This window comes from Novosphingobium sp. BL-S-19 (assembly GCF_055521675.1).
Genome location: NZ_CM145497.1, coordinates 548,053 through 573,096, shown reverse-complemented (window position 1 = coordinate 573,096; position 25,044 = coordinate 548,053). Strand labels below are relative to the sequence as shown.

Genomic DNA, 25,044 nt, shown 5'->3' with positions numbered 1-25,044 from the left:
TATTTACGGCCTTTCACCACCTATCTTCGGAGAGGGAACGATACAAAAGAGGGGAAAACTGTTCAGTTTTGACTGCCAGGCAGCTCCGACTCCGCCGATAGGCGGCCCTGCTAACGATGAGGGACATGTTCATTACCCGTTTTCAGATCGCGGTGCCCAAGCCCGGACGAGATCCGAGATAGCGGCCGAATGCCTTGTGGTGATGGCAGGGACGGTTCCCGCCAGACGGGGCGATGGCGCTGGCTGCGTTACACCGCCCAGGGTGACGAAAGTATTTCGGGCGTCGTTGTGAGGGCTCGTCGGAGCCTCGGCCATGCTCAGGACCGGTGTCACGCAGGCATCGGTCAACGCGAAGGTCTCCCCCCACTCGTCGCGCGTCCGCGTCCGGAAGGCCGCTTCGAAATCGGCCTCCATACGAGGCCACCCCGCCCGATCATCTTGATCGTATCCGCGTCCGGCAAGGCCCAAACCTTCGAGCATCTGGGCAAAGAACTTGGGTTCCAGACAGCCCACGGCCACGAATTTGCCGTCGGCACAAGCGTAGCATCGATAGAATGGCGCACCGCCGTCAAGAAGATTGGATGCGGGTGCATCATGCCAAAGGCCCTTCGGCTCCCAAGCGTAGAACAGGCTCATGAGCGACGCGACGCCGTCCGTGATGCAAGCGTCAACCACTTGTCCCGCTCCTGTCTGCCGAGCCGAGATCAAGGCGCTCAACATTCCGAAGATGAGGAACATCGCGCCGCCGCCGTAATCACCGACGAGATTGAGAGGGACGGGGGGAGGCTCGCCGGTCTTGCCCATGGCGTGCAGCGCTCCTGTGATGGCGAGATAGTTGATGTCATGTCCCGCGCGCATGGCCATGGGCCCGCTCTGCCCCCAGCCGGTCATCCTCCCGAACACCAGGCTCGGGTTACGGGCAAGACAGACATCCGGTCCGACGCCCAGCCGCTCCATCACTCCTGGCCGATAGCCTTCGATCAGACCGTCTGCATGCTCGATGAGGTCGAGGAGACTGCTGCGATCCCTTTCGTTTTTAAGATCGAGATAGGTGACGGTTCGGCTACGATGAAGGATATCACCGCCCACGTCCTCCCAGTCACCGGGGCCAGCGGAGGGAGGCCGCGCAACCCGCACGATGTCCGCCCCCATGTCGGCCAGCAGCATCGCTGCCAGCGGCACCGGGCCGATCGCATCGATCTCGACGATACGTACGCCGACCAGCGGCCCCGAGCGCGCCTGCATCAGATATTCGTCCGGTCCGCGCCCTTCAGGTCAAGAATGGCACGGGCTTCGTCCGGACTTGCCACCTCCAGCCCCATGCCCTCGATGATCTGGCGCGCGGTGCGCACCTGCTCGGCATTGGTCTCTGCCAGACGCCCGGGGCCACCCCACAAAGAATCTTCCAATCCGACGCGCACGTTTCCTCCCATCGACGCTGCCATCGCGACGACACTCATCTGGCGGGCACCCGCGCCGAGCACAGACCACTCGTACTGATCGCCGAACAGCCGATCGGCGGTACGTTTCATGTGCATGATATCCTCGGGATGACTGCCGATCCCGCCCAGAATGCCAAAGCATGTCTGTATGAAGAGCGGCGCCTTCACCAGCCCCTGATCCAGGAAATACTTCAGGTTATAGAGATGACTGGTGTCGTAGCACTCGAACTCGAAACGCGTGCCGAGAGGGGAGAGCGTGCCGAGCAGATGCTCGATGTCCGCGTATGTGTTCTTGAAGACCAGGTCCCGCGATGCTTCCAGCGCCGCCGGCTCCCAAGCGTGCTTGAATTCCTTGAAGCGGTCCAGCATCGGGAACAGTCCAAAACCCATCGTGCCCATATTGAGACTGGCCACTTCCGGCGCGAAAGTCTGGGCGGGACGGATGCGTTCCTTCACCGTCATCGACGGATGTCCCCCGGTAGTCAGGTTCAGCACCGCATCGCTGCGCTGTCGGATGATCTTGAGGAACGGTTCGAAGAGCGTCGGATCCTGATCAGGGCGACCGTCGGTAGGATTGCGGGCGTGAAGGTGGATGATTGCCGCACCTGCTTCGGCCGCGCCAATCGCTGATTCCGCAATCTCGTCAGCTGTCACTGGAAGATAGGGAGACATCGATGGTGTGTGGATCGCTCCGGTAATTGCGCAACTGATGATGACTTTACGTTTGGCCATGATGATTCCTTTCCCGCAGCCGCTCGATGACAGCCGCCTCGCCGCCCGCAATCTATCCTTCGATAGGCAGCGAGGGGGGCGTCAGGGAAGGATTCCAAGTTGGCGGGCGCGCAGAACCGCCTGCGGGCGCCGGCGAACACCGAGCTTGTCGTAGATCTGCTGCATGTACCACTTGACCGTACCCTCGGTCAGTCCCAGCCGATCGCCGATTTCCCGGTTGCGGAGACCGCCGCTCACCATGGTGAGAATGTCCACCTCCCGGTTGGCAAGGCGTCCGGTCAGCCCGAAATCCTCGTCCTCGTCCTCGTCGGTCTCGATCTGCGGGCCATTCCGCATCAGGGAAACCAGGTGGACCGCAAACCGGTCGGCAGGTGTTTCGAGTTCGGGGCCGTGGGAATAGGCCTCCGTAAGAAGAGCCGAAATGACTTCGCCCTCGTCGATAAACGTGCGCACCCAACCGGCAGGTTCCGCCATTTCCACCGCCGCGCGCACAGCGCGGCGAGCCTCGGAGCGATTGCCCTGTAGCACCGCGATTTCGGCAAGGAGCAATTCGAAGGTTACGGCCGAGCGAACGGCCCCGGCGCGCTTTACGAACTCCAGCCAGCGATGGGCCACCTTGCGCGCCCGGGTCAATCGGTGATGCTGCATTTCGATGCGCAACCAGGCGATCGCATTGCACTCGTTACGACGCGTCGGCCGCAGCGTCGGTATGGGCTCGCCGTCGATCTGCGGATCGCCGGCCAGGAAGTGCCGCTCGGCCTCCTCGATTTGGCCCGCCTTGACGAGCAGACGGACCTCTTCGGCAACAATGAAGGCGCGCATGCGATCAAGACCGCATTCTATCGCAACGAGATGCGCGTCATTGAGAGTGGCAAGCGCGCCGGACAGGTCGCCGCGCGCGGCGCGAAGGCGAGCATCGACGAGGTAACCGGAGGCCATCTGGTCGGCAAATCCCCACTGTCGCACGACGGGCAAGTGCCGTTCAACCAGGTCAGCCGCACGATCCAGATCGCCGGCGTCGTAAAGAAGCTCCGCAAGCGGGAGTGCTGGCAAGGCAGCCAGCCCCGAGCCCTCGCCATGTAACCCTTTCGCAAGCGTAAAGGCTTCTTCGAGGAAGCGCTGGGCAAGAGGCGTCTTGCCTTGTGCCATCAATGTCGGGGCAACGGAGGCCTTGAGCGCGATCGAGGCAAAATCCGAACCTGGTCGGGAAAGCGCTCGCCGCGTTTCCGCTTCCAGCTTAAGCATGTCCTGAAAGTGATAGAGTTCGCGCCGCGCCGACATGAGCTGGGCAAGCAACGTACAGCTGAGATAGGCATGGCTTTCGGCCATCTCGACCAAAAGGGGCTCCGCGTCCGCTTCAACCTTGATCATGTCGTCGCGCGCGGAAGCCAGCATGACCAGGCGATGACGGATCATCAGATCGATCTGATCCGCATCGTGCGCAGAGACCCTTCCCTCGGCCACCTGGGTCTCGAGTATAGCGCGCGCTGCGTCGATAAACCGCTGGGCGGCGGCGAAAGACAATTGCCGAATGCGCCGCCATGCCAGAGCCAACAACAGATAAGGGTGCCGGGCCAGTTCCGCCCATGGCAAGGCGGAGCCCAACTCGTCGATGCGGTAGAGATAGCCGGTATAAGTCAGCTGTTCCGCCAATTGGTCGAGCTGGCGGGCCAGAAATGCCTGATCGCCGCTCAGTCGCGCATGCTCGATGGCCAGGACGGCCTGACCGTTGGCGGCGAAGTAGTCGCTGGCACGGCAATGCATCAGGGCCGCCCGTGCGGGCGCCCTGTCCATCAGGCGTCCAAGGACCATCTCACGAAACAGGCGGTGATAGGCGTATCGACTGTGTTCCTGATCGATAGCGTTCAGGAAGAGCCCCTGGCGAAACACATGGTCAAGCATCGCGCGCGAATCTTCGTCGCCGGTGACCGCGGCGCAGGCTGAAGGGGTCAGTTCATCCAGGATCGACGTATCGACAAGGAAGCGGCGAACGTCCTCTGGCTGACGGCTGAGCACCTCTTCATGGAAGTATTCCGCAAATTCCGGGCGCAAGCCCGTCAACCTGGGACTGCCGGCCCCCTGTTTGCCGCGGCGATACAAGTCGCAGGCGATCACAACGCCGGATACCCAGCCTTGCGTGTCCCGCACGATATCCTGAAGATCCTTGGAGTCGATCGGCGTTCCGATGCTCTGGGTTACCAGCTGAGCCGCTTCCGCGATTGTGAGTGAGAGATCGGCATTTCCCACTTCATTGAGGAAGCCCAATGCGCGCATACGCGCCAGCGGAAGCCCGATCGCGCCGCGGGCAGAAACGATGATGCACAGGGCATCCCGAGCTGACGCCGATAGCTGCGCGATAAAATCGAGAGCGGCTTGATCGAGCAGATGGGCATCGTCAATGACAAGGACGGGCCGCGGGTCGACCGTCACCGATAACGCATCGAGCCAGTGCGTATCGTCGCCATCCAGGGTAAGTCGCTCCCAAGGAAGGCCGGCCGCAACGCCTGCTGCCTTGAGGGCTGCGAGGAAAGAAGCCTTGTTGAAGATTCCCGCACGTGTCGCCACCCAAAGGAGCGGGTGGCCTTGCGCGCGTAGCAGGTCCGCCCAGTAGAGCATCGAGGTGGTCTTTCCGCTTCCAGCGGGCGCCGACACCATCGTCAATCGGGAATCGCGGACCTTGGCCGTCAGGTCTCTCATGGCAGCGCGCTCAATCAATGTCGGCGTTATCCGATGCGGCAAAGCGCTCGTCGGAATGACTTTCATGGCTCTCTCCTGGACATGCCTTGTGGCAATTTGTTTTTTGATCCGAAATATATTCTGACGTGTGAAATCCTAAACGCAATCCTTTTTCCTATCCGCAGATAGGTCCTCGCGAGCCGAAGATATTGTCCTGCTCCGGATGGCCGGAAATTTTCGTAAATTGCCGTCTTTACACCCGAAACAAGCAGGCCACCCGAAGCTGCCGGGGCCAAAATCTAGGAAAGGTTGACCATGAAGGCCCTGTATCTCGAAAAAGCCGAGGGACCTGAATCTACCCGCGTTACCGACGTCGAAACGCCGGAACCCGGTCCCGGTGAAGTTCGAGTCGCACTCAAAGCCGCCTCGATCAACCACCGAGAACTGTTCATTTCTCACGGACAATATCCCGGCATGGTGATGCCGGTAACGCTGGGCTGCGACGGCGCAGGCATTGTCGACAAGGTCGGCGCCGACGTTAGCGGAGTGGATGTGGGCTCAGAAGTCGTTCTCTATCCGGCCCGCAATTGGGGCCCCAATCGCCATGCGCCCGCTGCGGACTTCGGTTTGCTGGGCATGCCATTTGCCGGGACGATCGCCGAATACATCTGTATCCCAGCCGAGAACCTGGCTCCCAAACCTTCGTTCATGAGCTTTGAGGAAGCCGGCGCGATGCCGCTCACCGCGCTGACATCGTGGCGGGCGTTGATGTTCAAGGGCCGGCTTCAGGCCGGAGAAACTGTGCTGATCAGCGGGGTCGGCGGCGGAGTCGCCACGTTCGGCCTCGCATTCGCCGTCGCCAAGGGAGCGAACGTCTATGTGACCGGTGAGAACCAGGAAGTCCTCGACCGGGCGATCGAGATGGGTGCCAAGGGCGGCCTGCTCTATACCGATCCGGATTGGCGAAAGCAGGTCGGCAAACTGACCGGCGGGGTTGACGTAGTTCTCGACGGTGCGCCGTCCCCCAGCTTTGCCAACTATGTCCGCGCCATCAACCCGGGCGCGCGCATAGTCATCTACGGATCGACCGCCGGGAACGAGGTCAAGTTCAATGCGACGGATATCTTCCTCAAGAGCGCCAGCATCGTCGGCAGCCAGGTCGGCGATCCGCAAGACTTCCGGGAAATGCTAGCGTTCGCCGGCGAGCATCGGATCAAGCCGGTCATAGAGGCTGCGTACCCTCTGGCACAGGCGAAGGAGGCTCTTCTCCACCTTCGCGACCAGCACAAGTTCGGCAAAGTCGTGGTGACGATGTGAGCGACCTGTTCAGCCTCCACGGCAAGAGAGCCCTCGTCACCGGCGGCGCACAGGGGTTGGGGCGAATGATCGCTGAAGGCCTTCTGCGCGCAGGCGCCAGCGTGGCAATCACCTCGCGCAAGGCCGATGTGTGCGAGAACGCCGCCGCGCAAATGTCGCGCCTCGGGTCATGCCTGCCGCTTGCCGCAGACCTGTCTACGCCGGAAGCTGCGGTGGAGCTTGCAGCAGGGTATCGCAGCGCGCTGGGCCGATGCGACATTCTGGTCAACAACGCCGGCAAGACCTGGGGCGGCCCTATAGATACCTTTCCCGACCAGGCCTGGCCAAGCGTGATGGCAGTCAATGTGCAGACGCCTTTCACTCTTGTGCGCGAACTCCTTCCCGAACTGGTCGCGGCGGGCACGGCCGATGATCCATCGCGGGTCATCAACATCGGTTCGGTGGCAGGCATGAAGGCCGAACGGCTCAATGCCTACAGTTACGCTGCCAGTAAGGCGGCGGTCCACATGATGACGCGGGATCTCGCCTGCGACCTTGCCGACCGGAACATCACGGTCAATGCCGTGATACCGGGCTTCTTCCCAACCAAAATGACCGCTCACATGCGCGACGAAGATGCAGTCGACCCGAAACTGCTCAGCCATATCCCGCTGCGCAGGCTGGGCCGCGCCGACGACATCGCCGGAATCGTAGTGTTCCTTTGCTCGCGGGCAGGAGCCTATGTTACTGGCGCGCAAATCCCGGTCGATGGCGGCGTAGTCGGCTGCGGGTGATCTTGGTGTCGGCAGAGGGACGAGCGTCCAGCCAGGCTCATCCCTGATGCTGTATCCTCCGAGGACCTCATTCCTCTGGCAGCGGCAAAACTTGAGCGAGGGAGGATATAGGTCCTCCCTCGCTCCACAGGTCAGAGCTGCCAGCCGCCCCCCGCGACTATGACCTGACCTGTGATGTAGTCGGCCTCCGGCATGCACAGGAGATAGACGGCTCCTGCTGCTTCTTCCGGAGTGCCTGCGCGCCCGAGGGGAATTCCTTTCTCCATGGCCTCAAGGATCTCGTCGCTGACCCCGGCCTTGATCTTCTTGCCCTTGATATCGATGGTCGAACTGCCAGCCTCGCCGGCTGTCATACGCGTCATGATCGCGCCGAAGGCGACGGCATTGACCGTGGTGTTGTATCTCCCCCACTCCTTCATCACAGTCTTCGTGAGGCCGACAATTCCAGCCTTGCCGGCAGCATAACCGGCCTGGCCCGGGTTTCCGCCGAGACCCGAAACTGAGGAAATGTTTACGACCGTCCTTCGTTTGGCGCGCCCGTACTGTTCGATCTCTGCCTTGGCTGCTGACGATATGATCGGCTGGGCGGCTCGAAGAATCCGGAAAGGTGCGCTCAAGTGGACATCGAGCATCGCGATCCATTGCTCGTCGCTGGTCTTCTGAAGCACCGAATCCCAGGCATAGCCGGCATTGTTGATGATGATATCGATCGTTCCGAAAGCCGCCACTGCCGCAGCCACGAAGGTATCGCCAAAGGTCGGATCGGTCACATCGCCAACGCAAATGACGGCGCGAACCCCAAGTTCCTCGATCTCGGCCGCGGTGGCGCGGGCCACGTCTTCATCAAGGTCATTGACCACGACATTTGCGCCCGCGCTAGCCAATTTGAGCGCGATTGCCTTGCCGATGCCCCGCCCTGATCCCGAAACCAGAGCGACCTTACCATCCAGTATTTTCACGTGACCTCTTCCCGTTCTGTTACAAATCCCCGAACGCAGGCACTGCCTGCATCGAGCACCACCACGCCGCGTTCTCTCACAGACGCGCGAAAGCGAATCTCATCTCCATCGCGCCAGATCTCGGTCCGAATGGTTTCACCGGGGAACACAGGCGCGGTGAAACGGACATGCATGCGTGTCAGCAACGACGCGTCGCCGTCGCAGCACAAATGGATCAATGCGCGGCCAACGAGGCCCATGGTCGCCAGTCCGTGGAGGATCGGGCGCTCGAAACCCGCCGCCGCCGCCGTTCCGGCATCGATGTGCAACGGATTGCGATCGCCGGTCAGCCGGTAGAGCATTGCCTGGTTAGCAGCCGTAGGCAGGTCAAGCACTGCATCCGGCGGGAAATCGGGACATTGCCCATTCGCAAGCGGAACGAGAGAACGGTCTCCCCCGAAACCACCTTCGCCCCGTAGGACCCAGATTTCCTCTGCCTCCGCAATCAGCTGGTCTGTCGGCGTCGTCAGTATCCGCTTCGCCCGAACGAGAGCGGGCTTGCCCGGTCCCTTGTCGGCGACCTCTCCGATCTCGATCCGGCCATGAATGACCTGGCCCAGTTGCAACGGTCGATGCAGACGCAAGCTCTGCTCGCCGTGCAGAATTCGCGGCCAGTCCCACCCGAGTTCCGCAGCCATCGGCCAGAACCCCGGCGTGCCAAGCACAAGCGCCATGGTCGGCAAAACGGTTAGGTCACGCTCAAAGAGGAAGCGGCTCTCATCGATGGCGGCGAGCCCCGCTCCCACGCCCAGGGCGTAGAGGATGGCGGAACGCGGATCGCAAACGTCCTGCGCGGTCGGGACCTGGTAACCGCGCATGCGCTCAAGGTTCAGCATAGCGAGTTTCCCTTAGGTCAGGTCAGCTTGCGCTCGTCGAGCCCGAGCCCGCGCCCGATTATCTCGCGCATGATCTCGCTGGTGCCGGCGAATATGCGGCTGACGCGTGCATCGGTGTACATCCGGCTGATCCGGTACTCGTCCATGTACCCTGCCCCGCCGTGGAGCTGGACGCATTCGTCCATCACCCGGCCCTCCAGTTCGCTCGTGAGCAACTTGGCAGCGGAGGCATCTTCGGCAGTGAGTTCGCCTGCGTTGAGCAGGATCACGCATTGATCCACGTACGTCTGGATCGCATCGAGCTCCGCGCGCATGGAAGCCATCTTGAAGCGCGTATTCTGAAACGCGCCGATCGGCTTTCCGAAGGCCTTGCGCTCTTTCACGTAGTCCAGCGTAAGGTCGAAGGCAGTCTGGGCAGTGGCCATGAAACCGATCGCTGCCACGAGGCGCTCCTGTGCCAGGAAGCGCGCAAGATACTTGAAGCCCTGCGTCGGATCGCCCAGCACGTTTTGCTTGGGCACTTTGACATCGCTGAAGAACAGCTCAGCGGTATCCTGCGCCTTCATGCCCATCTTGGCGAGCTTGCGCCCGCGCTCGAAGCCTTCGAAGCCGCGCTCCACCACAAACAGGCCAAGCCCATGGCGGCTGGCCGGATCGGTCCGTGCCGCGACAACAACCAGATCGCCCAAAATCCCGTTGGAAATGTATGTCTTGGCGCCGTTGAGCACCCAGTGATCGTCACGCTCGACCGCGCTCGTACGCATTCCTGCAAGGTCGCTGCCCGTAGATGGTTCGGTCATCGCCACGGCAAGAATAGTCTCGCCGCTGACGATGCCGGGCATCCATCGCTCCTTTTGCTCCTGCGTGCCGAGCTTGGCGATGTAGGGCGCGACCAAATCGTTATGGAGATTGATGTAGAAGCCTACGTCGCCGTGGCGCATATTCTCCTCAATGATGATCTGCTCGAAACGAAAATCGTCGATTCCCGCACCCCCGTACCGTTCCTCGGCCCAGGTGCAAAGCAATCCCTGCTCGCCTGCCTTGAGGTAAAGATCGCGATCGACCATGCCCTGTTCGCGAAAGCGTTCGGCATGGGCGCCGACGTTGGCGCTCATGAACTTGACGACGCTGTCGCGAAACTGCTCGTGCTCCGGCTCGAAGATCAGGCGCTTCATGCTGGCATGGGCTCCTTGGCCTCGTCGGCGCTTTCGGCAGTGTAGAAGGTCTCGCCGCGCGATGCCTTCTCACGCAGCCACGCGGAAGGCAGGAAACGGGGCCCATATCGCTGGGCAAGGATATCCGCTTCCCCGACGAACGAGCCGATGCCGATCGTATCGATGTAGCTGATCGTTCCGCCGGTCCACGTCGGGAAACCCCACCCATAGATCGCGCCGAGATCGGCGTCCTGCGGTGTTTCCAACACGCCCTCTTCCAGGCAGCGCGCAGTCTCCATCGCCTGGGCAAATAGAAAGCGCTTCTTGAGTTCCTCGATGTCCCAACTGTCATTGACAGGGAAGTGCTCGGCGAGCCCCTTCCACAAGTGCTTCTTGCCGCCTTCAGGGTAGTCGTAGAAGGCTCCTCCGGTCTTGCGGCTGGAGCGTCCGATCTCGTCCTTCATCTTGCGCATGACGGCAACTCCGGCCGGCGGAGTATAGCCCTCGCCCTCTTCCGCGATCGCCTGGTCGACGATCTTGAGCGGCAGATCCAGCGTGAGTTCGTCCAGCAGCGCGAGCGGACCGACCGGCATGCCAACTGCCTTGGCGGCATTCTCGATCACTGCCGGTGGCACGCCTTCCGCCAGCATGGCCGCACCTTCGTGGATCAGCATCTGGAACACGCGGCTGGTATAAAAGCCGCGGCTGTCATTGACGACAATCGGCGTCTTGCGGAGCTGCGCGATGAAATCGAGACCCTTGGCCAGCGTTTCCTTGCTGGTCTGCTTGCCCATGATGACCTCGACCAGGCCCATTCGATCGACCGGCGAGAAGAAATGCAGACCGATGAACTGATCCGGGCTTCTCGAAGCCAGCGCCAACTGCGAAATCGGAAGGGTCGACGTGTTAGAAGCAAAAATAGCTTCGGGCGGCAGCACAGCCTCTGCCTTCTTCGTGGTCTCCGCCTTGATCGCGGTATCCTCGAACACGGCTTCGACGACCAGATCGCAGCCCTGGAGCATGCCGAAATCGTCGGTCGGGACAATGCGGGCAAGAACCGCATCGGCCTTGTCCCGCGTCACCTTGCCTTTTTCGACCAGCTTACCGAGTACCTTGGCTGAATAGTCCTTGCCCTTTTGCGCCGTCGGCACATCGCGGTCGATCAAGACGACGTCGATGCCGGCATTGGCCGCAACGTAGGCAATTCCTGCACCCATCATCCCCGCGCCCAGCACGCCGACCTTTCGCGCTTCGAACCTGGGATAGCCTGCGGGGCGGCGAGCGCCCTTTTCTGCTGCCAGCTTCGAGATGAAGGTCGTGCGAATGATGTTGCGGGCGACCGGATCGGTGAGCAGCTTAGCAAAGTATTTGCCCTCTACTGCGAGCGCCTTGTCGAACGGCAACTGCAATGCCTGAAACAGCGAATTGAGAATTGCGAGCGGAGCCGGCTGATTATAGCCGCTCTTTGCCAGGCCTCCCGTCGCCATCATGTACGCGGCGGAATCTTCCGGTACCGTAAGCCCTTTCTTCTGAGGCGGAACCCAGCCCTTGACGTCCCACGGCTTGACAGGGTCGGGCCCGCTCGCCAGCCACGCCCGGGCGGTATCGAGAAGATCCGCTTCGGGAACCACCTGATCCACGATGCCCAGTTTGAGCGCTTCGGCAGGCGCGACGGCGCGGCCGGTCAGAAGCAGGTCGAGCGCCGTTTTCATGCCGGCGATGATACCGAGCCGAACCGTGCCTCCAGATCCGGGAAGGAGACCGACAGTAACTTCGGGCAGGCCGACAGTGGCCTTTGCATCATCGACGAGGATGCGATGATGGCAGGCCAGCGCAAGTTCGAAACCTCCGCCCAGCGCCAAACCGTTGATCACTGCAACCCACGGCTTACCCGACTGCTCGATCGCGCGGTGCATGTCGGTCGCCCGCTTCGAGAACGCATAGGCCTCGAGCGGTGTGAGCGTATCGAAGCCACTGACCAGCTGCTTGAGATCCGCGCCGGCCATGAACGACTTCTTGCCCGAGGTCAGGATAACGCCCTTGATGGCGTTGTCCTGCGCGATCTGCCTGGTGGCCTGCGTCATGTCCGCAATGAAGCCGTCGTTGACGACGTTCATCGGACCTTCGGCATCGAGAGTCAGGATCGCGAAGCCGTCTTCGGCCTTCTCCAGTCGCATTGTCTTCATGGGTGTGTCCCGATCTTTTTCTAGGAATGGAGCAGCGTTCAGACGCGCTCGATGATAGCGGCGGTCCCAAGACCATTGGCCGCGCACAGCGTGATGAGGCCTGTTTCGGCGTCGCGGCGTTCCAATTCGTCGAGCACGGTGCCGAGGATCATCGCGCCGGTGGCGCCGAGCGGATGTCCCATGGCGATCGCGCCGCCGTTCACGTTGATCCGGTCGTCGGGAATGTCCATGTCGCGCTGAAAGCGCATAACTACGCTGGCGAAGGCCTCGTTGAGCTCCCAGAGGTCGATGTCCTTGGGCATCATTCCTCCGGCCCGCAAAGCCTTGCGCGAGACCTCCGCAGGGGCCGTCAGCATGATCGTCGGTTCAGAACCGATATTGGCATAGGAACGGACGCGCCCGCGGGGTTTGAGGCCCGCTTTCTCACCGAACGCCCGTGAGCCGACCAGGACGAGCCCGGAACCGTCGACAATACCGGAGCTGTTGCCGCCGTGATGGACATAGTCGAGGTCCTCGATCTCGGGGTACCGGGCTTTCGCGACAGCTTCGAAACCGGCTTTCCCGAAGCCTTCGAATGCGGGCTTGAGCTTTGCCAGGCTCTCCAGCGTGGTGCCCGGACGCATGTGCTCGTCATGATCGAGCACGACCTCGCCCAGCACGTCCTTCACCGACACGATGGAATTTCGAAAATAGCCGTTTTCCCAGGCTCGGGCCGCCTTGCGCTGGCTCTCGACCGCGAAACGGTCGACATCCTCGCGGGTGTAGCCGTCGAGCGTCGCGATGATGTCCGCGCCGATGCCCTGCGGCGCATAATAGTTGCCGAATGCAACTGCCGGGTCCGACGTCCAGGCACCGGAATCATAGCCCATGACCGTTCGGCTCATGGATTCAACGCCGCCCCCGATGCCGGCCTGGATCATGCCGGAATGGACCTGGGCCGCGATGAGACTGACAGCATCGAGGCCAGTCGCGCAAAATCGGTGAATCTGCTGGCCAGCCACCGATTGCGCATAGCCGGCTTGAAGAACCGCCGCGCGCGCCAGGACACCGCCCTGCTCGCCGACCGGCTGCGCCATGCCAATGATAACGTCATCGAGCAAGGCGGTGTCGAGTGCGTTGCGCTCCTGCAAGGCCTTGAGCAGCTGTGTCGCCATTTCGACCGAAGTGATCTCATGCAGCGCGCCATCGGGCCGGCCCTTGCCGCGCGGCGTGCGAACATGATCGTAGATATAGGCTTCCATCGTCATTTCCCGGCCAGTGATCGGTGTTTTCGTGATCCTGCTCTTGGGTCTGGCCAGCCTGTCCGCACCTATCCAACGAAAGGCGCAGGATCGCGGGTTCGCTGCAATCTCGCACTCATCGCGCAGGGACGAACTTTGAGGACGAGCTTTTGTGAGCATGACGGGTGAAGACGACGCCGCAATTCGCATCACCGCGACGACGTTGGGTGATCACCTCTTGGCGGGGTGGGACAAGGGCAAGGACAGGGAGGCGCTGGTTTTCCCGGGCGAACGCAAGAGTTATGACGAAGTCGTGGCCAGTGTTCTGCGCCGCGCGAGGGGGCTAAGGGCGCTCGGGATTCGACGGGGCGACCATGTCGGCATCTTGCTGCCGTCCAGCATCGAATTCGTCGAAACGCTTTTCGCAAATGCGATGTGCGGTGCCGTCTCGGTTCTCATGAATGCCCGCTACAAGGCACCAGAGATGGCGTACGTGTCGGAGAACGCCGACCTTGCAGCCATCGTCACAAACGATCTTGTCTCTGAACACGTCGACTTCGGTGCGCGGCTTTACGAGGCATTTGCAGACCTGGCGAGTGCCGACAATCCTGCTCGCCTGTCACTTGCCGCGGCACCGAAGCTTTCCCGCATCATCATGCTTGGCGGTCGTTCGGTTCCCGGCTTCATCGACCAGGCGATGTTCGATGAAGCCGCCGAACAGGTCAGCGAAGACGAGATCCATGCGGCGCGCCTCACTGTTCGCGTGCGTGATACCGCGATGATTCTGTACACCTCCGGCACTTCGGCCAATCCCAAGGGCTGTCTGCTAAGCCATGAAGCCGTGACGCGCGAGGCGAACAACCTGGCGCACTATCGCTGGGCCTTCCAGCCCGGCGAGCGAGCATGGTCGCCGCTGCCGCTTTTCCATATCGCCGCAATGCTCTGCATGCTCGGCGCGATGGAGGTTGGGGGTACCTTCATCGGACAGCCGCATTTCGACGCCGGAGAAAGCCTGCGCCAGATCGAGCAGGAGCGCGTGACGATGATGTTCCTGCCCTTCGTCACATTCCATCAGGCAATGATCGCGCACCCCGATTGGGAAACGTCAGATCTTTCCTCGGTCAGGCTCCAGAACAGCTGCTTTGCCTTCATGCCCGACCGGGTCGGTCAGGCGTACCGGGAGAAGGCTCCCGGTATGTTGCAGGTGGGGACCATGGGCATGACGGAGGCTACAGGAATCGTGACCACCGGCGGCTACGGGATGGAGCCGGAAATGGGCTTCAGAAAGCTCGGTTATCCGCTCGCCGGCATCGAAATGAAAATCATCGACCCTGAGACAGGCTTGGAGAAAGCCGTCGACGAACGGGGCGAGATATTGATCCGCGGTTACAATCTGTTCGACGGATACTACAAAGATCCTGAGAAGACGGCCCAGGCGCTGGACAGCGAGGGCTGGTATCACAGCGCCGACATCGGCTCGATCGATGCGCACGGCCATGTGATGTTCCACGGCCGGTTCAAGGACATGCTCAAGGTGGGCGGCGAGAACGTCGCGGCGGCAGAAGTCGAAGCGGTCCTGGCCGCGCATCCGGCTGTTCGTCTTGCCCAGGTCGTTGGCCTGCCGGACGAGCGGCTGGCCGAAATCCCGGCAGCCTACATCGAGCGAGACGGCGACGTGATCGTCGAGCCGGAGGAATTGATCGCCTTTACCAAGGCGCGCCTTGCCTCGTTCAAGGTGCCCCGGCACATCCGTTTCATCGACGAATGGCCGATGTCGGCATCGAAGATACAGAAGTTCAAGCTGCGCAGCGCGTTGATGGACGAGCTTGGTCTCAAGGACTGATCAGGCGCTGCGCGCAAAGGGAGAATGGAATGCGTGTGGTCATTACTGGTGCAGCCAGCGGCATCGGCCGCGCCTGCGCTGAACTACTGGCGGCAGGACAAGTTTTGCCCGGCGTGCACTCAATGCTCCTCGCCGACAGGGACGAGGCCAATCTTGGAGCGGTGACGGGCAAAATTGGGGGGGCGACAGGGGGCTTCGTCGTTGACCTTGCCGAGCCCGACAGCGGCGATCGCATCGTCGAGGCTGCACTCGCCCACATGGGCGGTATCGATGCAGTCATCAGCAATGCGGGCATCATCATGGGCGGCGCTCTTGTCGACCAGCCGCTTGCCGACTTCGACCGGATCTTCGCGATAAACACTCGCTCTACCTGGCTGCTAGCAAAGGCCGCGCATCCTCACCTGCGAGCCAGCAAAGGTGCCTTCATTGCAACGGGCTCGATGTCGGGCACCCAGCCTACGCCGGGGCTCGGATTTTATTCATGCAGCAAGGCGGCGCTTTTGATGCTGATCCGGCAACTCTGCATTGAATGGGGTCCCGATGGCATCCGTTGCAATACCGTCTCTCCCGGCCCTACCTACACGCCGATGACGGCCGCCGGCTACGGTGACAAGACGCGCCGGGAAGAGCGGGAAGCCAGTATACCTTTGCGTAAACTCGGCGTGGCCGAGGATGTCGCCAACGCCATCCTGTTCCTCGCCAGTCCGCAGGCCAGCCACATCAGCGGTATCGATGTGCTTGTCGACGGGGGCATGAGCAACATGCTGATGCCGGCCAGCGGGGGCGGCACGGGCCAGCAAAGGCAACGCTGAAATGGTGTCAGGCGGCCTTGTCATCCAGGAAACGCAGGCTCGCCTCACCCGCCGGGTCGCCCTGCCCATCGATCAGAAGCCTGGCTGTTGCCTCGAGATGGCTCCTGAGGAGAGCGACGGCCCGATCCGCGTCCCTGGCAAGCGTGGCTTCGACGATCTCGGCATGCTCATGCACCAGATCCCGCTCGCCGGTTGCGAGCGGAACGGTGAGGTAGCGATATCGTTCGGATTGAGCGTAGAGCCATTCGCGCATGCGCAGCAACCATGGGCTGTCGCAAGCATCGACGAGGGCATGATGGAAGTCGCCATGGGCCTCGGCGTAGTCCTCATTGAGCCGCTCCGGCATGGCGGGATCGCGTGTCGGCGTCTTGCTGAGACGGTGGGCAGCACTCACGATCGTCGATTCCCAATCGAGGCCGCCGCGTTCGATGGCGCGGCGAAGGCACTGTCCCTCGATGTCACTCCTCACCATGACGAGGTCGGTCAGATCGGCGATGGAAATCGGCGCTGCCCGAAAGCCTCGCGCATCGTCAAGCACGACGAACCCTTCAGACGTCAGGCGCGACAAGGCCTCTCGGACTGCACCGAGACTGAACCCCAGGTTGTCCGACACGTCTTTGATGTTGATCCGCTCCCCCGGCACAAGGCGGCAGGTCAGGAGATTGTCCCGCAGCCGGCGATAGGCCTGCTCGGTGAGGCTGAGCTTTTTTGTCATCCCAGTCCCCATAGCAGCAACGAAATGCAAGGTAAACGCTAGAGGTATATTTTAGCACTTAGAATATATTTCAGATTGACGAGCCGACCGAGCCACCCCACGGTGCCCGAGTTTGGAAAAGGATCGAATCATGCGCTTGGCAAAAGTTTCGAAGGACGGTCGCATCGGCGTTGCGGTGGACACTGGCTCCGGCATCAAGGCGATTTTCGGCGACGCGGCACTCTACGATCTGGACGACCTTGTCGCTCAGGGCGGCGAAGCGCTCGCAAAGGCGGGCGGCAAAGTCCTGGCCCAGGGAGAGAGCGTCGCGCAAGACGACCTTGAATTCCTGCCTCCGCTTATCAAGGCGCCGAAAATCCTGTGCCTTGGTCTCAACTACAAGGATCACGCTGCCGAAGGCGGCTTTCAGGTTCCGGAATTCCCGACAGTTTTCGGACGGTTCAATTCGAGCCTGATCGGCCACGGCGCGCCAATCATCAAGCCGGCCACATCGGACCAGCTCGATTACGAGGCTGAAATGGTCGCAATCGTCGGCAAGGGCGGAAAGAACATCGGAAAGGAAGACGCGCTGTCCCACATCGTCGCTTACTCGGTGTTCAATGACGGCTCCGTGCGCGACTATCAGCTCAAGACGCCGCAATGGACCGTGGGCAAGAATTTCGACGATACCGGTGCCTTCGGCCCATGGCTGGTCACGGCCGATGAACTGCCTGCGGGCGGCGCTGGGCTCAAGATCGAGACCAGGCTGAACGGGCAGGTCGTTCAGAGCGCCAATACCTCCGACATGGTCTTCGATGTTGTCGATACGGTGTCCTTGCTTTCCACATGCTTCACGCTGGAAGCAGGCGACGTGCTGGTCATGGGCACGCCGTCGGGCATCGGACTTGCCCGCAATCCCCCGCTCTTCATGAAGGACGGGGACGTATGCGAAGTGGAGATCGAAAAAATCGGCTTGCTGGTCAATCCCATCAAGGCAGCGTGATTTCGGGCCGAGCGATGCGCCAGAACATCGCTCGGCCGCCATGGAGGACAGGATGAACGAGAAAAGCATCGCCAGTCGCCGCGCCAATGTGCTTGGTGTACATTCGATCGATCACTTTGCGGTGGAAGTGCCCGACCTCGACGAGGCACGACGCTTCTACACGCTCTTCGGTCTGGACGTGCGCGAGGCGGATGGCGGGCTCGAACTCTATGCACAGGGTCATCCGCACAGGTGGGCAGTGCTCAGCCAGGCAGGCGATGCCAAGCGACTGCGTTATCTCAGCTTCGGGATATTCGCGGATGAGGAGGAGACGTTTCGCGGCCACCTCGAGCGCGCCGGTGTCGAATTCATCGCGGCTCCTGACAACGCAGAAGCCAAGGGTATCTGGTTCAGAGGGTTCGACGGCCTTCCTGTCAACGTCCGCGTTGCGGAGAAGGCGACGCCTGCCGAAAAAAGCCGCTTCAGCTTCACAAGTTCAGAACCCGGCAAGTCCGGCGCAATTCCCAACAGCAAGGCACCCAAGGTCCACCCCCGCCGTCTTTCGCACTTTGCGATCTTCACCACCGACGTGAACGCCGCGATCGACTTTTATGAGCGGACGCTTGGCCTGCGGCTCTCCGACAAGAGCGAGCCCGCTGTTGCCTTTCTCCATGGTGTCCATGGGAGCGATCACCACTTGCTCGCACTCGTGCTCTCCGACCGCCGCGGTATGCATCACAACAGCTGGGACGTGGGTTCCGTCATGGAAGTGGGTCTCGGCGGCGCAAGCATGGCGCGCGCCGGCTATGGACCCAACTGGGGCCTCGGCCAGCATGTGCTGGGCGCGAACTACTTCTACTACGTGCGCGATCCCTGGGGCAGCTTCAGCGAGTATTCCGCGGACATCGATTTCATTCCTGCGGATGTGGACTGGCCCTCGGCCAACCACGCCCCTGACGACAGCATGTTCCTATGGGGACCCGACCCGTTCCCCGAATTTATCCAGAACACCGAACCAGCGGAGGCCTGATTGCCATGACCACATTCGTTCTTCTTCACGGCGGCGGCATGGGCGGCTGGACCTGGAAATACGTCCGGGAAATTCTCGAAGCGCAAGGGCACACGGTCTACACACCGACCTTCACCGGCTTTGGCGAGCGCAGCCATCTCATCGGCCGCGATGTGGGCAACGAGACCCACGTGCGCGACATCGTCAACGTGTTCAAATTCGAGGATCTGAATGACGTCGTGCTGGTAGCGCACAGCTATGCCGGCACCGTGGCGCCGGGTATCATAGCAGAGGTGGGCGACCGCATCGCCAGCATCATCTACCTCGACGCCATCATCGCCCATTCGGGCGAGCGCATCGCCTCGCTGATGGGTTATGTACCCGAAGAACAAGTCGCACAGCTCGATGCATTGCTTGAAGCCGGCGAGGGACCGATCGGCTCGGGCGTCGACGAGATGCAGCGTGCGGCCGCCAAGGAGCATCCGCACCTCATGGATCCCGCACGGGAAAAGTGGCTGCTCGACAACCTTTCTGACCAGCCGATGAAGGCGACAGCGGGCGCCATCGCCAAGGGCAGCGAAACCATCGCAAGACCGGTGGACTATATCGCCGCCGCCGTCACCGTGATGACAGCGATGCACGAGCGCGCGCGCGCGCTCGGTTGGAACATTCACGAACATCCAGGCGACCATGCTCTGCTGGTGGGCGATCCCGAAGGTACCACCGGCCTGATCCTCAAAATCGCCGGATTGAAGGTGGACGCATGAACCCCGCAGAACTGTTCTCGGTGAAGGACCGCATCGCCGTCGTGACGGGCGGCTCCGGCGGCATCGGGCGCCATATAGCGACTGGCTTCGCCGCCGCCGGCGCCAAAGTTTATATCTGCGCGCGGACCGAGGCCAAAGTGCTCGATACCGCCCGGGAAATCAGCACCTCGACCGGGGGTCAGTGCATCGGGCTAACCGCTGATGTCTCATCCCTGGAGGGAGTGGACGCTCTCGTCGCCCGCGTGAGTGAAGCCGAGAATGCGCTTCATATCCTGGTCAACAATGCCGGTGCGATGGCCGAGGCTCCTATCGACGATTACAGCGAGCAGGATTGGGACCAGGTCATAGATCTCAACCTGAAGGCACCGTTCTTCCTGCTTCAGAAATTTCTCCCTCTTCTGCGCGCCGGCGGGACAAAGGAACGGCCGGCATCCCTCATCAACATCGGCTCGGTAGGCGCTCTCAAGGTCGGTCCCAAGGAGAACTACGCCTACCAGGCATCCAAAGGTGCGATCCACTGGCTGGCAAAGGGTCTCGCGAAACGACTGGGCCGCGACCACATCACGGCCAATGTCATCGCGCCCGGCTTCTTCGAGACGGAGATGACCGTCATCACGTCCGACGAGATGAGAAAAATGGTCGAAGGCATGGTGCCGCGCGGGCGCACCGGTACTGCGGAAGACCTGGCGGGCGCTGCCATCTATCTGGCCTCTCGTGCCGGAGCCTACGTGACAGGATCGGTCATTCCGGTCGAAGGTGGATTGTCGATCTGATATGACCCAGCCCCATTTCATCGCCATCGGCGGCACCATGCGCGCCATGTCATCGACCGAACGCGCCCTGCGTAAAGCGCTAGCAATCGCGCAGGAGCGCGGCGCACGCACTACCATCCTTTCGGGCGAAGACATCAATTTCCCCCCGTATGCACCGGAAAATCAGGAGCGTTCCGACGCAGCACGGCGTTACATTGAACTGCTTCGGACCGCCGATGGCATCATCATCGGTTCGCCGGGCTATCACGGTGCGATATCGGGCTTCGTCAAGAACGCGCTCGATTATGTCGAGGATACGAACCGGGACAGTCGCTGCTACTTCGACGGCCTGCCGGTCGGCGCAATCGCCACGGCTGCTGGCTGGCAGGCTGCGGTTGGAACGCTCCAGCAGCTTCGCAGCATAACCCATGCCCTGCGCGGTTGGCCGACACCTCTGGGGGTTGCGATCAACACGGTCGGAACCGAGGGCGATCCCATCGAACAGGCGCCCGTCACCAGCCAGCTTACCATGATGATAGACCAGATGTTTCGCTTCCACGAAGGGCCGACCCTATAGGACGATAGGTTCTGAGCGCACCGGATGGGTGCCAATTGGGGGCGCAAGAGAACAGGAAGTACAATGGATTTTTCGCTCACCGACGAGCAGCAGGCCTTCCGTGACGTTGTGCGCCGCTGGGTCGACGCAGAAGCCCCGAAGGACTGGATGCGCACGCTCGAAGCCGACGAGGAAAACTACCCTTACGCGCTTTGGGACAAGCTGGCAGAGCAAGGCTTTTTCGGCATCGGCATCCCGGAAGAATATGACGGGCTGGGCGGCGACGTCATGATGCAGATGATCTTCGCCCGCGAGTTTGCCCGCACGGCAGGGGGATTGCTCTGGGTGTGGGGCCTTACCTCGTTCGGAGGCGCCAAGACGATCGGTGCGGTGGGAACCGAAGAGCAGAAGAATCGCTGGCTGAGGCCGATGGCCCAGGGCAAGCTTCGCGTCTCGCTGTCGATGACCGAACCCGATGGCGGAACCGATGTCCTGGGCGCGATGAAGACTTACGCGGACAAGGTCGAGGGTGGCTGGAAGCTGAAGGGGGCCAAGATGTGGACGACGGCCGCCAAGGCGGCTGACCGGCTTCTTGTCCTCGCGCGGACGGATCGCAATGTCGAAAAGAAGCATCACGGCCTCACGATGTTCTTCGTCGATGCCAAATCTCCCGGCATTACCTGCTCGCTGCTGCCCAAGCTTGGCATGCGGGCGATGGGTTCTTGCGAAGTCCATTACGACGATGTCTTCGTCCCGGATGAGGACGTGCTCGGGGAACCGGGGCAGGCGTGGTACGCAATGCTGCCGACGCTCAACAACGAGCGGATAATGGTCGGCGCGCAGTGCCTCGGTGCGATAGACGGCGTACTTGAAGACGCGCTCGACTACATGAAGCAGCGCAAGGCGTTCGGGGGCATCATCGGTCGCTTTCAGATCCTTCAGCACTACGTCGCGGATATCGCCACCTGGCAAAAAACGACCGAATTGCTGCTCAACAACGTCGCATGGATGCAGGCCAACGGCATGCCCTGCGGTGTCGAGGCGAACATGCTCAAGATGGTCGCGACTGAAAATGCAGTAAAAGCGGCCGATCTCGGCATCCAGATCCTAGGCGGCATGGGCTATTCCGCAGAGACCGACATGCAACGCTACTGGCGGGATCACCGGATCCTGAGAATGACGCCAATCAGCAACGAGATGGTTCGTAACTCGATTGCCGAAAGCCTCGGGCTGCCCCGCTCTTTCTGAAGGAAATGGCCATGAGCGATCTCGACGATCTGCCCCCTGCCCCACACGCTGCCGGCACGTCTCTGGACGGCAGCGCGGTCTTCAAGATCAGTGCCGAGGAAAACGCTGCGCTGTGCCGTTCAACCGGCATCGAGCCGGCGCCTGACGGCACTGCGCATCCGATCTACTACTACATCGCGACCCAGGTCGCGATGGGCAAGACGGTGGCCGGCGTATGCGAGGCCTGCGAATTCGACGTCGAGGACGGTCCGATGATGGGCTCGAGCGGCGTAACGTTCGACGCCCCCCTGAAGGTGGGCGAAAGCTACAGGGTCACCGGTGAAATCCTCGATCTCGTCCGCAAGCGCAGCCGCAAGCTCGGCGTCATGGACGTACTGACCTACCGGCTCCGCTTGCACCTGCTGGACGGCACCAAAGTGCTTGAGACCGACAACGTCTGGGTACTGCCCCGCAAGGAGTTTGCCGCATGACATATGACGTTGGAGACGAACTGCCTTCCTTCACCATCGAGCGCGTCAGCTCCGATGCAATGAAGCAGTGGGCGGTCTTTCTCGCAGATCCCAATCCGATCCATCTCGACGTCGAAGCCGTGAAGGCAAAGGGCCTGGGCAACCGCGTGATCAACCAGGGGCCAATCAATGTGGCCTACATGATGAACATGCTCATGCGTGCCTTCCCCAAAGGCCGGATTTCGAAGATGGATTCGCGCTTTCTGGACAATGTCTATGGCGAGGATCACGCTGTCGTCACCGGCAAGGTTACCGCGATCGATGGAGGCACGGTCACGTGCGAATTCAAGCTCGACGTGGACGGGCGTGGCACCGTCAATTCCGGCACAGCAACAATAGAAATCTGAAAATTCTCCAGGAGAGAGATTATGCCTAGCGGACCTTTTGCCCACGTTTGCATGGTCGTACGCGACCTCGACACCGCCATCGAGAACTGGACCAAGATACTGCGCGTTCTCGACCCTGCATCGCTGGAAGAGCGTATCGTCAAGTACGACGAATTCTCGAGCGGCGCGGATGCAGGAATGCGGTGGGCCACTTTCGTCAACAATGGTGGAACAGAAATCCAGTTCATCCAGCCCTCCCCGGGAACGCCGATGGGCGACCGCCTCGAAAAGGTCGGCGAGCACGTGCATCATTTCTGCTTTGCTACCGACGACGTACCGGGAGCAATGGAGAAATTGGCCGCGGAAGGCATTCAGGTGCTTGGCGACGGCAAGACCTACAACGACCCGGACATGACCTGGCAGAAATGGAGCTGGGTGGGCCCGAAAAGCACCCATGGCTGTTTGATCGAGGTCGCCTCGCCGTATGAAAGCAGGAACGACGGCAAGTGGCACCATGCACCGGGCAAGTTCGCGTACAGCGGGCCAGGCGAACATCCTTCCTTTGCAGAACTGGTACCCCCGGTCGCCGCGGCCTGACCGGCAGACTTGCGCATGATCACCGCTTCCCGAACCACGTGGCCCGGTGACCATCTCGACATGGTAGCCGATGCCTTCGGCGACCCTGCTGCGCCTGCAGTGTGCTTCTTCCATGGCGGCGGCCAAAGCCGCCGCTCATGGACGCAGTCGGCGCGGCGGACGGCGGAGACCGGTTACTATGCACTCACGTTCGATTTGCGCGGACATGGCGAGAGCGGCTGGGCGGCCGATGGCGACTATGAGCTGGAAGCCTACGGGCGGGATGTGGAATCCATCGTCGCCCGTCTCGCCAGGCCCGTTGCGCTGGTCGGCGCATCGCGAGGCGGGCAATCGGCACTGGTCGGCGGTTCGCGTCATCCCGACCTCGTCAGGCTGATCATGCTGGCGGACGTGGCGCCGCTAATCGTCGATGACGGCGTGGATGGCATTCGCGATTTCTTTCGCAGCAGCGACGCCGGCTTTGCCACGCTGGATGACGCAGCCGATGCTCTGCATCGCCATTTGGGCCAACCGCGCGTTGCCAACGTATCCGGCTTGGCCAAGTCGATGCGGAAGCAAGACGGCCGGCTGTTCTGGCATTGGGATCCGCGCACAACCGCACCCGAATTCCTGCATCCGCCTTCCGAACGCGCATCCCTGTTCGCAGCGGCCGGCAGGGTGAAATCACCCGTCGTGCTGGTGAAGGCGCAGCTCAGCGAACTTGTCTCGGACGAGAGCGTTCGCCATTTCAAAAGCCTCACTCCGCAATTGGAGGTCGAAATCGCCGAGGGTGTCGGTCACATGTTCACCGGCGACCAGAACGATGCCTTCGCAGTTCGACTGCTACGCCATCTGGCCGAGCATCTGCCTTTATGAACCGGGGAGCCGCAATCGTCATTGGCGGAACCGGCGGCCTTGGAAGCGAGATATGCAGGCAGCTTGCCTCTGACTGGAACGGCGTCGCCATCGGATATCGTTCCAGCCACGAGCGAGCCCTCGCAGTCGCCGAAACAATCGGCGGAAACGGCGGCACCCTGGCGGTCCGCTGCGACCTTTCCGACAATGCTTCGATCCAGGAGGCCATGCGCAGCACCGTGGAGCGGTTCGGAGCAATCGGAACCGTCGTTTACGCCAGCGGCGTCGAAATTCCGCAGCCATTCGTCAGTCAGATCGTCGAACAGCAATGGCGCGAAGTCATCGAGATCGAACTGATGGGTTTCACCCGCGTGGTTGCCCATGCCCTGCCGCACTTCCGAACGCAGGGCTTCGGCAATTTCGTCGCGGTCGTATCGGTTGCCAATTACTGCTTCCCCCCTGGCGATGCGCTTTCATCGGTTCCCAAAGCCGGTATCGAGGCTCTTTGCCGGGCTGTTGCGAAAGAAGAAGGGCGGTACGGCATCAGGGCGAACACGGTTGCACCAGGCATCATTGACGCAGGGCTTGGCGCCGAATTTCTTTCAACTCTCTACACACCGGACATCTGGGAATCCCAGCGCAAGCGGATCGCGCTCCAGAGCTTTGGCAATGCAGGCGATATCGCCAACGCCGTGGCCTACCTCGCGTCGGCGCGTGCAGGTTACGTGACGGGTCAGACCCTGATCGTCGACGGCGGCTTCAGCCTCTGAAACAGGATAGC

Annotated in this window: 24 protein-coding genes; 15 read left to right on the top strand and 9 right to left on the bottom strand. The window is 61.4% G+C overall.

All coding sequences use genetic code 11. From position 1 onward, the window contains the following. Positions 1-132: 132 nt before the first annotated feature. From ACZ1JV_RS02490 to ACZ1JV_RS02480, 3 genes are all read right to left on the bottom strand, one after another. On the bottom strand, positions 133-1,245 hold the full coding sequence (locus ACZ1JV_RS02490; protein ID WP_465138698.1) for a CaiB/BaiF CoA transferase family protein: 1,113 nt from the start codon (positions 1,243-1,245) through the stop codon (positions 133-135). Further along, positions 1,245-2,174, bottom strand: coding sequence for a 3,5-dioxohexanoate:acetyl-CoA acetone transferase (gene kce, locus ACZ1JV_RS02485; protein WP_465149460.1), 930 nt, complete (start codon positions 2,172-2,174; stop codon positions 1,245-1,247). Before kce ends, ACZ1JV_RS02490 begins: the two co-directional genes overlap by 1 nt. 81 nt (positions 2,175-2,255) lie before the next feature. After that, a complete protein-coding gene (locus tag ACZ1JV_RS02480) occupies positions 2,256-4,937 on the bottom strand; it encodes a LuxR C-terminal-related transcriptional regulator (protein WP_465149459.1) in 2,682 nt (893 codons plus the stop codon). A gap of 228 nt (positions 4,938-5,165) precedes the next feature. Between ACZ1JV_RS02480 and ACZ1JV_RS02475 the strand changes: the two genes are divergently transcribed. Then, entirely contained in the window at positions 5,166-6,167 is a 1,002-nt protein-coding gene (locus ACZ1JV_RS02475) for a zinc-binding dehydrogenase (protein ID WP_465149458.1), read from the top strand. Continuing rightward, positions 6,164-6,940, top strand: a complete 777-nt coding sequence (locus ACZ1JV_RS02470) for an SDR family oxidoreductase (RefSeq protein ID WP_465149457.1) — start codon at positions 6,164-6,166, stop codon at positions 6,938-6,940. The genes ACZ1JV_RS02475 and ACZ1JV_RS02470 overlap by 4 nt, the downstream gene beginning before the upstream one ends. Positions 6,941-7,071: 131 nt before the next feature. Here ACZ1JV_RS02470 and ACZ1JV_RS02465 read toward each other — a convergent pair whose 3' ends face one another. From ACZ1JV_RS02465 to ACZ1JV_RS02445, 5 genes are read right to left on the bottom strand one after another with little or no spacing between them, the layout of a single operon-like run. After that, positions 7,072-7,899 carry an SDR family NAD(P)-dependent oxidoreductase gene (locus ACZ1JV_RS02465; protein ID WP_465138702.1) on the bottom strand — a complete coding sequence of 276 codons (828 nt, stop codon included), beginning with the start codon at positions 7,897-7,899 and terminating at the stop codon, positions 7,072-7,074. After that, positions 7,896-8,774, bottom strand: coding sequence for a MaoC family dehydratase (locus ACZ1JV_RS02460; protein WP_465138703.1), 879 nt, complete (start codon positions 8,772-8,774; stop codon positions 7,896-7,898). The genes ACZ1JV_RS02465 and ACZ1JV_RS02460 overlap by 4 nt, the downstream gene beginning before the upstream one ends. Positions 8,775-8,791: 17 nt before the next feature. Further along, complete coding sequence (locus ACZ1JV_RS02455) at positions 8,792-9,949, bottom strand: acyl-CoA dehydrogenase family protein (RefSeq protein ID WP_465149456.1); 1,158 nt, start codon at positions 9,947-9,949, stop codon at positions 8,792-8,794. Then, the gene (locus ACZ1JV_RS02450; protein WP_465149763.1) at positions 9,946-12,105 is read right to left on the bottom strand and encodes a 3-hydroxyacyl-CoA dehydrogenase NAD-binding domain-containing protein; all 2,160 of its coding nucleotides are present in this window, start codon (positions 12,103-12,105) and stop codon (positions 9,946-9,948) included. The genes ACZ1JV_RS02455 and ACZ1JV_RS02450 overlap by 4 nt, the downstream gene beginning before the upstream one ends. Before the next feature lie 47 nt (positions 12,106-12,152). Further along, positions 12,153-13,355, bottom strand: a complete 1,203-nt coding sequence (locus ACZ1JV_RS02445) for an acetyl-CoA C-acetyltransferase (RefSeq protein ID WP_465138705.1) — start codon at positions 13,353-13,355, stop codon at positions 12,153-12,155. 157 nt (positions 13,356-13,512) lie between these two features. On the opposite strand from ACZ1JV_RS02445, the gene ACZ1JV_RS02440 reads away from it, so the two are divergent. Both ACZ1JV_RS02440 and ACZ1JV_RS02435 read left to right on the top strand, forming a co-directional pair. Beyond that, on the top strand, positions 13,513-15,177 hold the full coding sequence (locus ACZ1JV_RS02440) for a class I adenylate-forming enzyme family protein (RefSeq protein ID WP_465138706.1): 1,665 nt from the start codon (positions 13,513-13,515) through the stop codon (positions 15,175-15,177). A 29-nt stretch (positions 15,178-15,206) separates the two neighbouring features. Then, on the top strand, positions 15,207-15,989 hold the full coding sequence (locus tag ACZ1JV_RS02435) for an SDR family NAD(P)-dependent oxidoreductase (RefSeq protein WP_465138707.1): 783 nt from the start codon (positions 15,207-15,209) through the stop codon (positions 15,987-15,989). Positions 15,990-15,996: 7 nt separating this feature from the next. On the opposite strand, the gene ACZ1JV_RS02430 is transcribed toward ACZ1JV_RS02435, so the two are convergent. Then, positions 15,997-16,704 (bottom strand): GntR family transcriptional regulator, encoded by a 708-nt coding sequence (locus tag ACZ1JV_RS02430; RefSeq protein WP_465138708.1) that lies wholly within the window; start codon positions 16,702-16,704, stop codon positions 15,997-15,999. Between the two features lie 130 nt (positions 16,705-16,834). Between ACZ1JV_RS02430 and ACZ1JV_RS02425 the strand changes: the two genes are divergently transcribed. The 11 genes from ACZ1JV_RS02425 to ACZ1JV_RS02375 all read left to right on the top strand — a co-directional run bounded on the left by ACZ1JV_RS02425 (position 16,835) and on the right by ACZ1JV_RS02375 (position 25,033). Continuing rightward, a complete protein-coding gene (locus ACZ1JV_RS02425) occupies positions 16,835-17,686 on the top strand; it encodes a fumarylacetoacetate hydrolase family protein (RefSeq protein ID WP_133085045.1) in 852 nt (283 codons plus the stop codon). Positions 17,687-17,738: 52 nt separating this feature from the next. After that, positions 17,739-18,695 carry a VOC family protein gene (locus ACZ1JV_RS02420; RefSeq protein ID WP_465138709.1) on the top strand — a complete coding sequence of 319 codons (957 nt, stop codon included), beginning with the start codon at positions 17,739-17,741 and terminating at the stop codon, positions 18,693-18,695. Between the two features lie 38 nt (positions 18,696-18,733). Next, positions 18,734-19,441, top strand: coding sequence for an alpha/beta fold hydrolase (locus ACZ1JV_RS02415; protein WP_465149455.1), 708 nt, complete (start codon positions 18,734-18,736; stop codon positions 19,439-19,441). Then, positions 19,438-20,214: an SDR family oxidoreductase gene (locus tag ACZ1JV_RS02410; protein WP_465149454.1), complete on the top strand. Its 777-nt coding sequence runs from the start codon at positions 19,438-19,440 to the stop codon at positions 20,212-20,214. Before ACZ1JV_RS02415 ends, ACZ1JV_RS02410 begins: the two co-directional genes overlap by 4 nt. 1 nt (position 20,215) lies before the next feature. Beyond that, entirely contained in the window at positions 20,216-20,770 is a 555-nt protein-coding gene (locus ACZ1JV_RS02405; RefSeq protein WP_465149453.1) for an NADPH-dependent FMN reductase, read from the top strand. 63 nt (positions 20,771-20,833) lie between these two features. Further along, a complete protein-coding gene (locus ACZ1JV_RS02400; RefSeq protein WP_465138713.1) occupies positions 20,834-21,997 on the top strand; it encodes an acyl-CoA dehydrogenase family protein in 1,164 nt (387 codons plus the stop codon). 11 nt (positions 21,998-22,008) lie between these two features. After that, positions 22,009-22,467, top strand: a complete 459-nt coding sequence (locus tag ACZ1JV_RS02395; RefSeq protein WP_465138714.1) for a hypothetical protein — start codon at positions 22,009-22,011, stop codon at positions 22,465-22,467. Then, positions 22,464-22,853, top strand: a complete 390-nt coding sequence (locus tag ACZ1JV_RS02390; protein ID WP_465149452.1) for a MaoC family dehydratase — start codon at positions 22,464-22,466, stop codon at positions 22,851-22,853. Before ACZ1JV_RS02395 ends, ACZ1JV_RS02390 begins: the two co-directional genes overlap by 4 nt. 21 nt (positions 22,854-22,874) lie before the next feature. After that, complete coding sequence (locus ACZ1JV_RS02385; protein WP_465138716.1) at positions 22,875-23,429, top strand: VOC family protein; 555 nt, start codon at positions 22,875-22,877, stop codon at positions 23,427-23,429. A gap of 15 nt (positions 23,430-23,444) precedes the next feature. Continuing rightward, positions 23,445-24,284: an alpha/beta fold hydrolase gene (locus tag ACZ1JV_RS02380; protein WP_465138717.1), complete on the top strand. Its 840-nt coding sequence runs from the start codon at positions 23,445-23,447 to the stop codon at positions 24,282-24,284. Further along, positions 24,281-25,033, top strand: a complete 753-nt coding sequence (locus tag ACZ1JV_RS02375) for an SDR family NAD(P)-dependent oxidoreductase (RefSeq protein WP_465138718.1) — start codon at positions 24,281-24,283, stop codon at positions 25,031-25,033. Before ACZ1JV_RS02380 ends, ACZ1JV_RS02375 begins: the two co-directional genes overlap by 4 nt. The last annotated feature ends 11 nt before the right edge of the window (positions 25,034-25,044 follow it).

Excerpts from the sequence above, each read along its gene's own strand:
- ACZ1JV_RS02490 (WP_465138698.1), bottom strand. The coding sequence starts at position 1,245 with ATGCAGGCGCGCTCGGGGCCGCTGGTCGGCGTACGTATCGTCGAGATC.
- kce (WP_465149460.1), bottom strand. The coding sequence starts at position 2,174 with ATGGCCAAACGTAAAGTCATCATCAGTTGCGCAATTACCGGAGCGATC.
- ACZ1JV_RS02480 (WP_465149459.1), bottom strand. The coding sequence starts at position 4,937 with ATGAAAGTCATTCCGACGAGCGCTTTGCCGCATCGGATAACGCCGACA.
- ACZ1JV_RS02475 (WP_465149458.1), top strand. The coding sequence starts at position 5,166 with ATGAAGGCCCTGTATCTCGAAAAAGCCGAGGGACCTGAATCTACCCGC.
- ACZ1JV_RS02460 (WP_465138703.1), bottom strand. The coding sequence starts at position 8,774 with ATGCTGAACCTTGAGCGCATGCGCGGTTACCAGGTCCCGACCGCGCAG.
- ACZ1JV_RS02455 (WP_465149456.1), bottom strand. The coding sequence starts at position 9,949 with ATGAAGCGCCTGATCTTCGAGCCGGAGCACGAGCAGTTTCGCGACAGC.
- ACZ1JV_RS02450 (WP_465149763.1), bottom strand. The coding sequence starts at position 12,105 with ATGCGACTGGAGAAGGCCGAAGACGGCTTCGCGATCCTGACTCTCGAT.
- ACZ1JV_RS02445 (WP_465138705.1), bottom strand. The coding sequence starts at position 13,355 with ATGGAAGCCTATATCTACGATCATGTTCGCACGCCGCGCGGCAAGGGC.
- ACZ1JV_RS02440 (WP_465138706.1), top strand. The coding sequence starts at position 13,513 with ATGACGGGTGAAGACGACGCCGCAATTCGCATCACCGCGACGACGTTG.
- ACZ1JV_RS02435 (WP_465138707.1), top strand. The coding sequence starts at position 15,207 with ATGCGTGTGGTCATTACTGGTGCAGCCAGCGGCATCGGCCGCGCCTGC.
- ACZ1JV_RS02430 (WP_465138708.1), bottom strand. The coding sequence starts at position 16,704 with ATGACAAAAAAGCTCAGCCTCACCGAGCAGGCCTATCGCCGGCTGCGG.
- ACZ1JV_RS02425 (WP_133085045.1), top strand. The coding sequence starts at position 16,835 with ATGCGCTTGGCAAAAGTTTCGAAGGACGGTCGCATCGGCGTTGCGGTG.
- ACZ1JV_RS02420 (WP_465138709.1), top strand. The coding sequence starts at position 17,739 with ATGAACGAGAAAAGCATCGCCAGTCGCCGCGCCAATGTGCTTGGTGTA.
- ACZ1JV_RS02415 (WP_465149455.1), top strand. The coding sequence starts at position 18,734 with ATGGGCGGCTGGACCTGGAAATACGTCCGGGAAATTCTCGAAGCGCAA.
- ACZ1JV_RS02410 (WP_465149454.1), top strand. The coding sequence starts at position 19,438 with ATGAACCCCGCAGAACTGTTCTCGGTGAAGGACCGCATCGCCGTCGTG.
- ACZ1JV_RS02405 (WP_465149453.1), top strand. The coding sequence starts at position 20,216 with ATGACCCAGCCCCATTTCATCGCCATCGGCGGCACCATGCGCGCCATG.
- ACZ1JV_RS02400 (WP_465138713.1), top strand. The coding sequence starts at position 20,834 with ATGGATTTTTCGCTCACCGACGAGCAGCAGGCCTTCCGTGACGTTGTG.
- ACZ1JV_RS02395 (WP_465138714.1), top strand. The coding sequence starts at position 22,009 with ATGAGCGATCTCGACGATCTGCCCCCTGCCCCACACGCTGCCGGCACG.
- ACZ1JV_RS02390 (WP_465149452.1), top strand. The coding sequence starts at position 22,464 with ATGACATATGACGTTGGAGACGAACTGCCTTCCTTCACCATCGAGCGC.
- ACZ1JV_RS02385 (WP_465138716.1), top strand. The coding sequence starts at position 22,875 with ATGCCTAGCGGACCTTTTGCCCACGTTTGCATGGTCGTACGCGACCTC.
- ACZ1JV_RS02380 (WP_465138717.1), top strand. The coding sequence starts at position 23,445 with ATGATCACCGCTTCCCGAACCACGTGGCCCGGTGACCATCTCGACATG.
- ACZ1JV_RS02375 (WP_465138718.1), top strand. The coding sequence starts at position 24,281 with ATGAACCGGGGAGCCGCAATCGTCATTGGCGGAACCGGCGGCCTTGGA.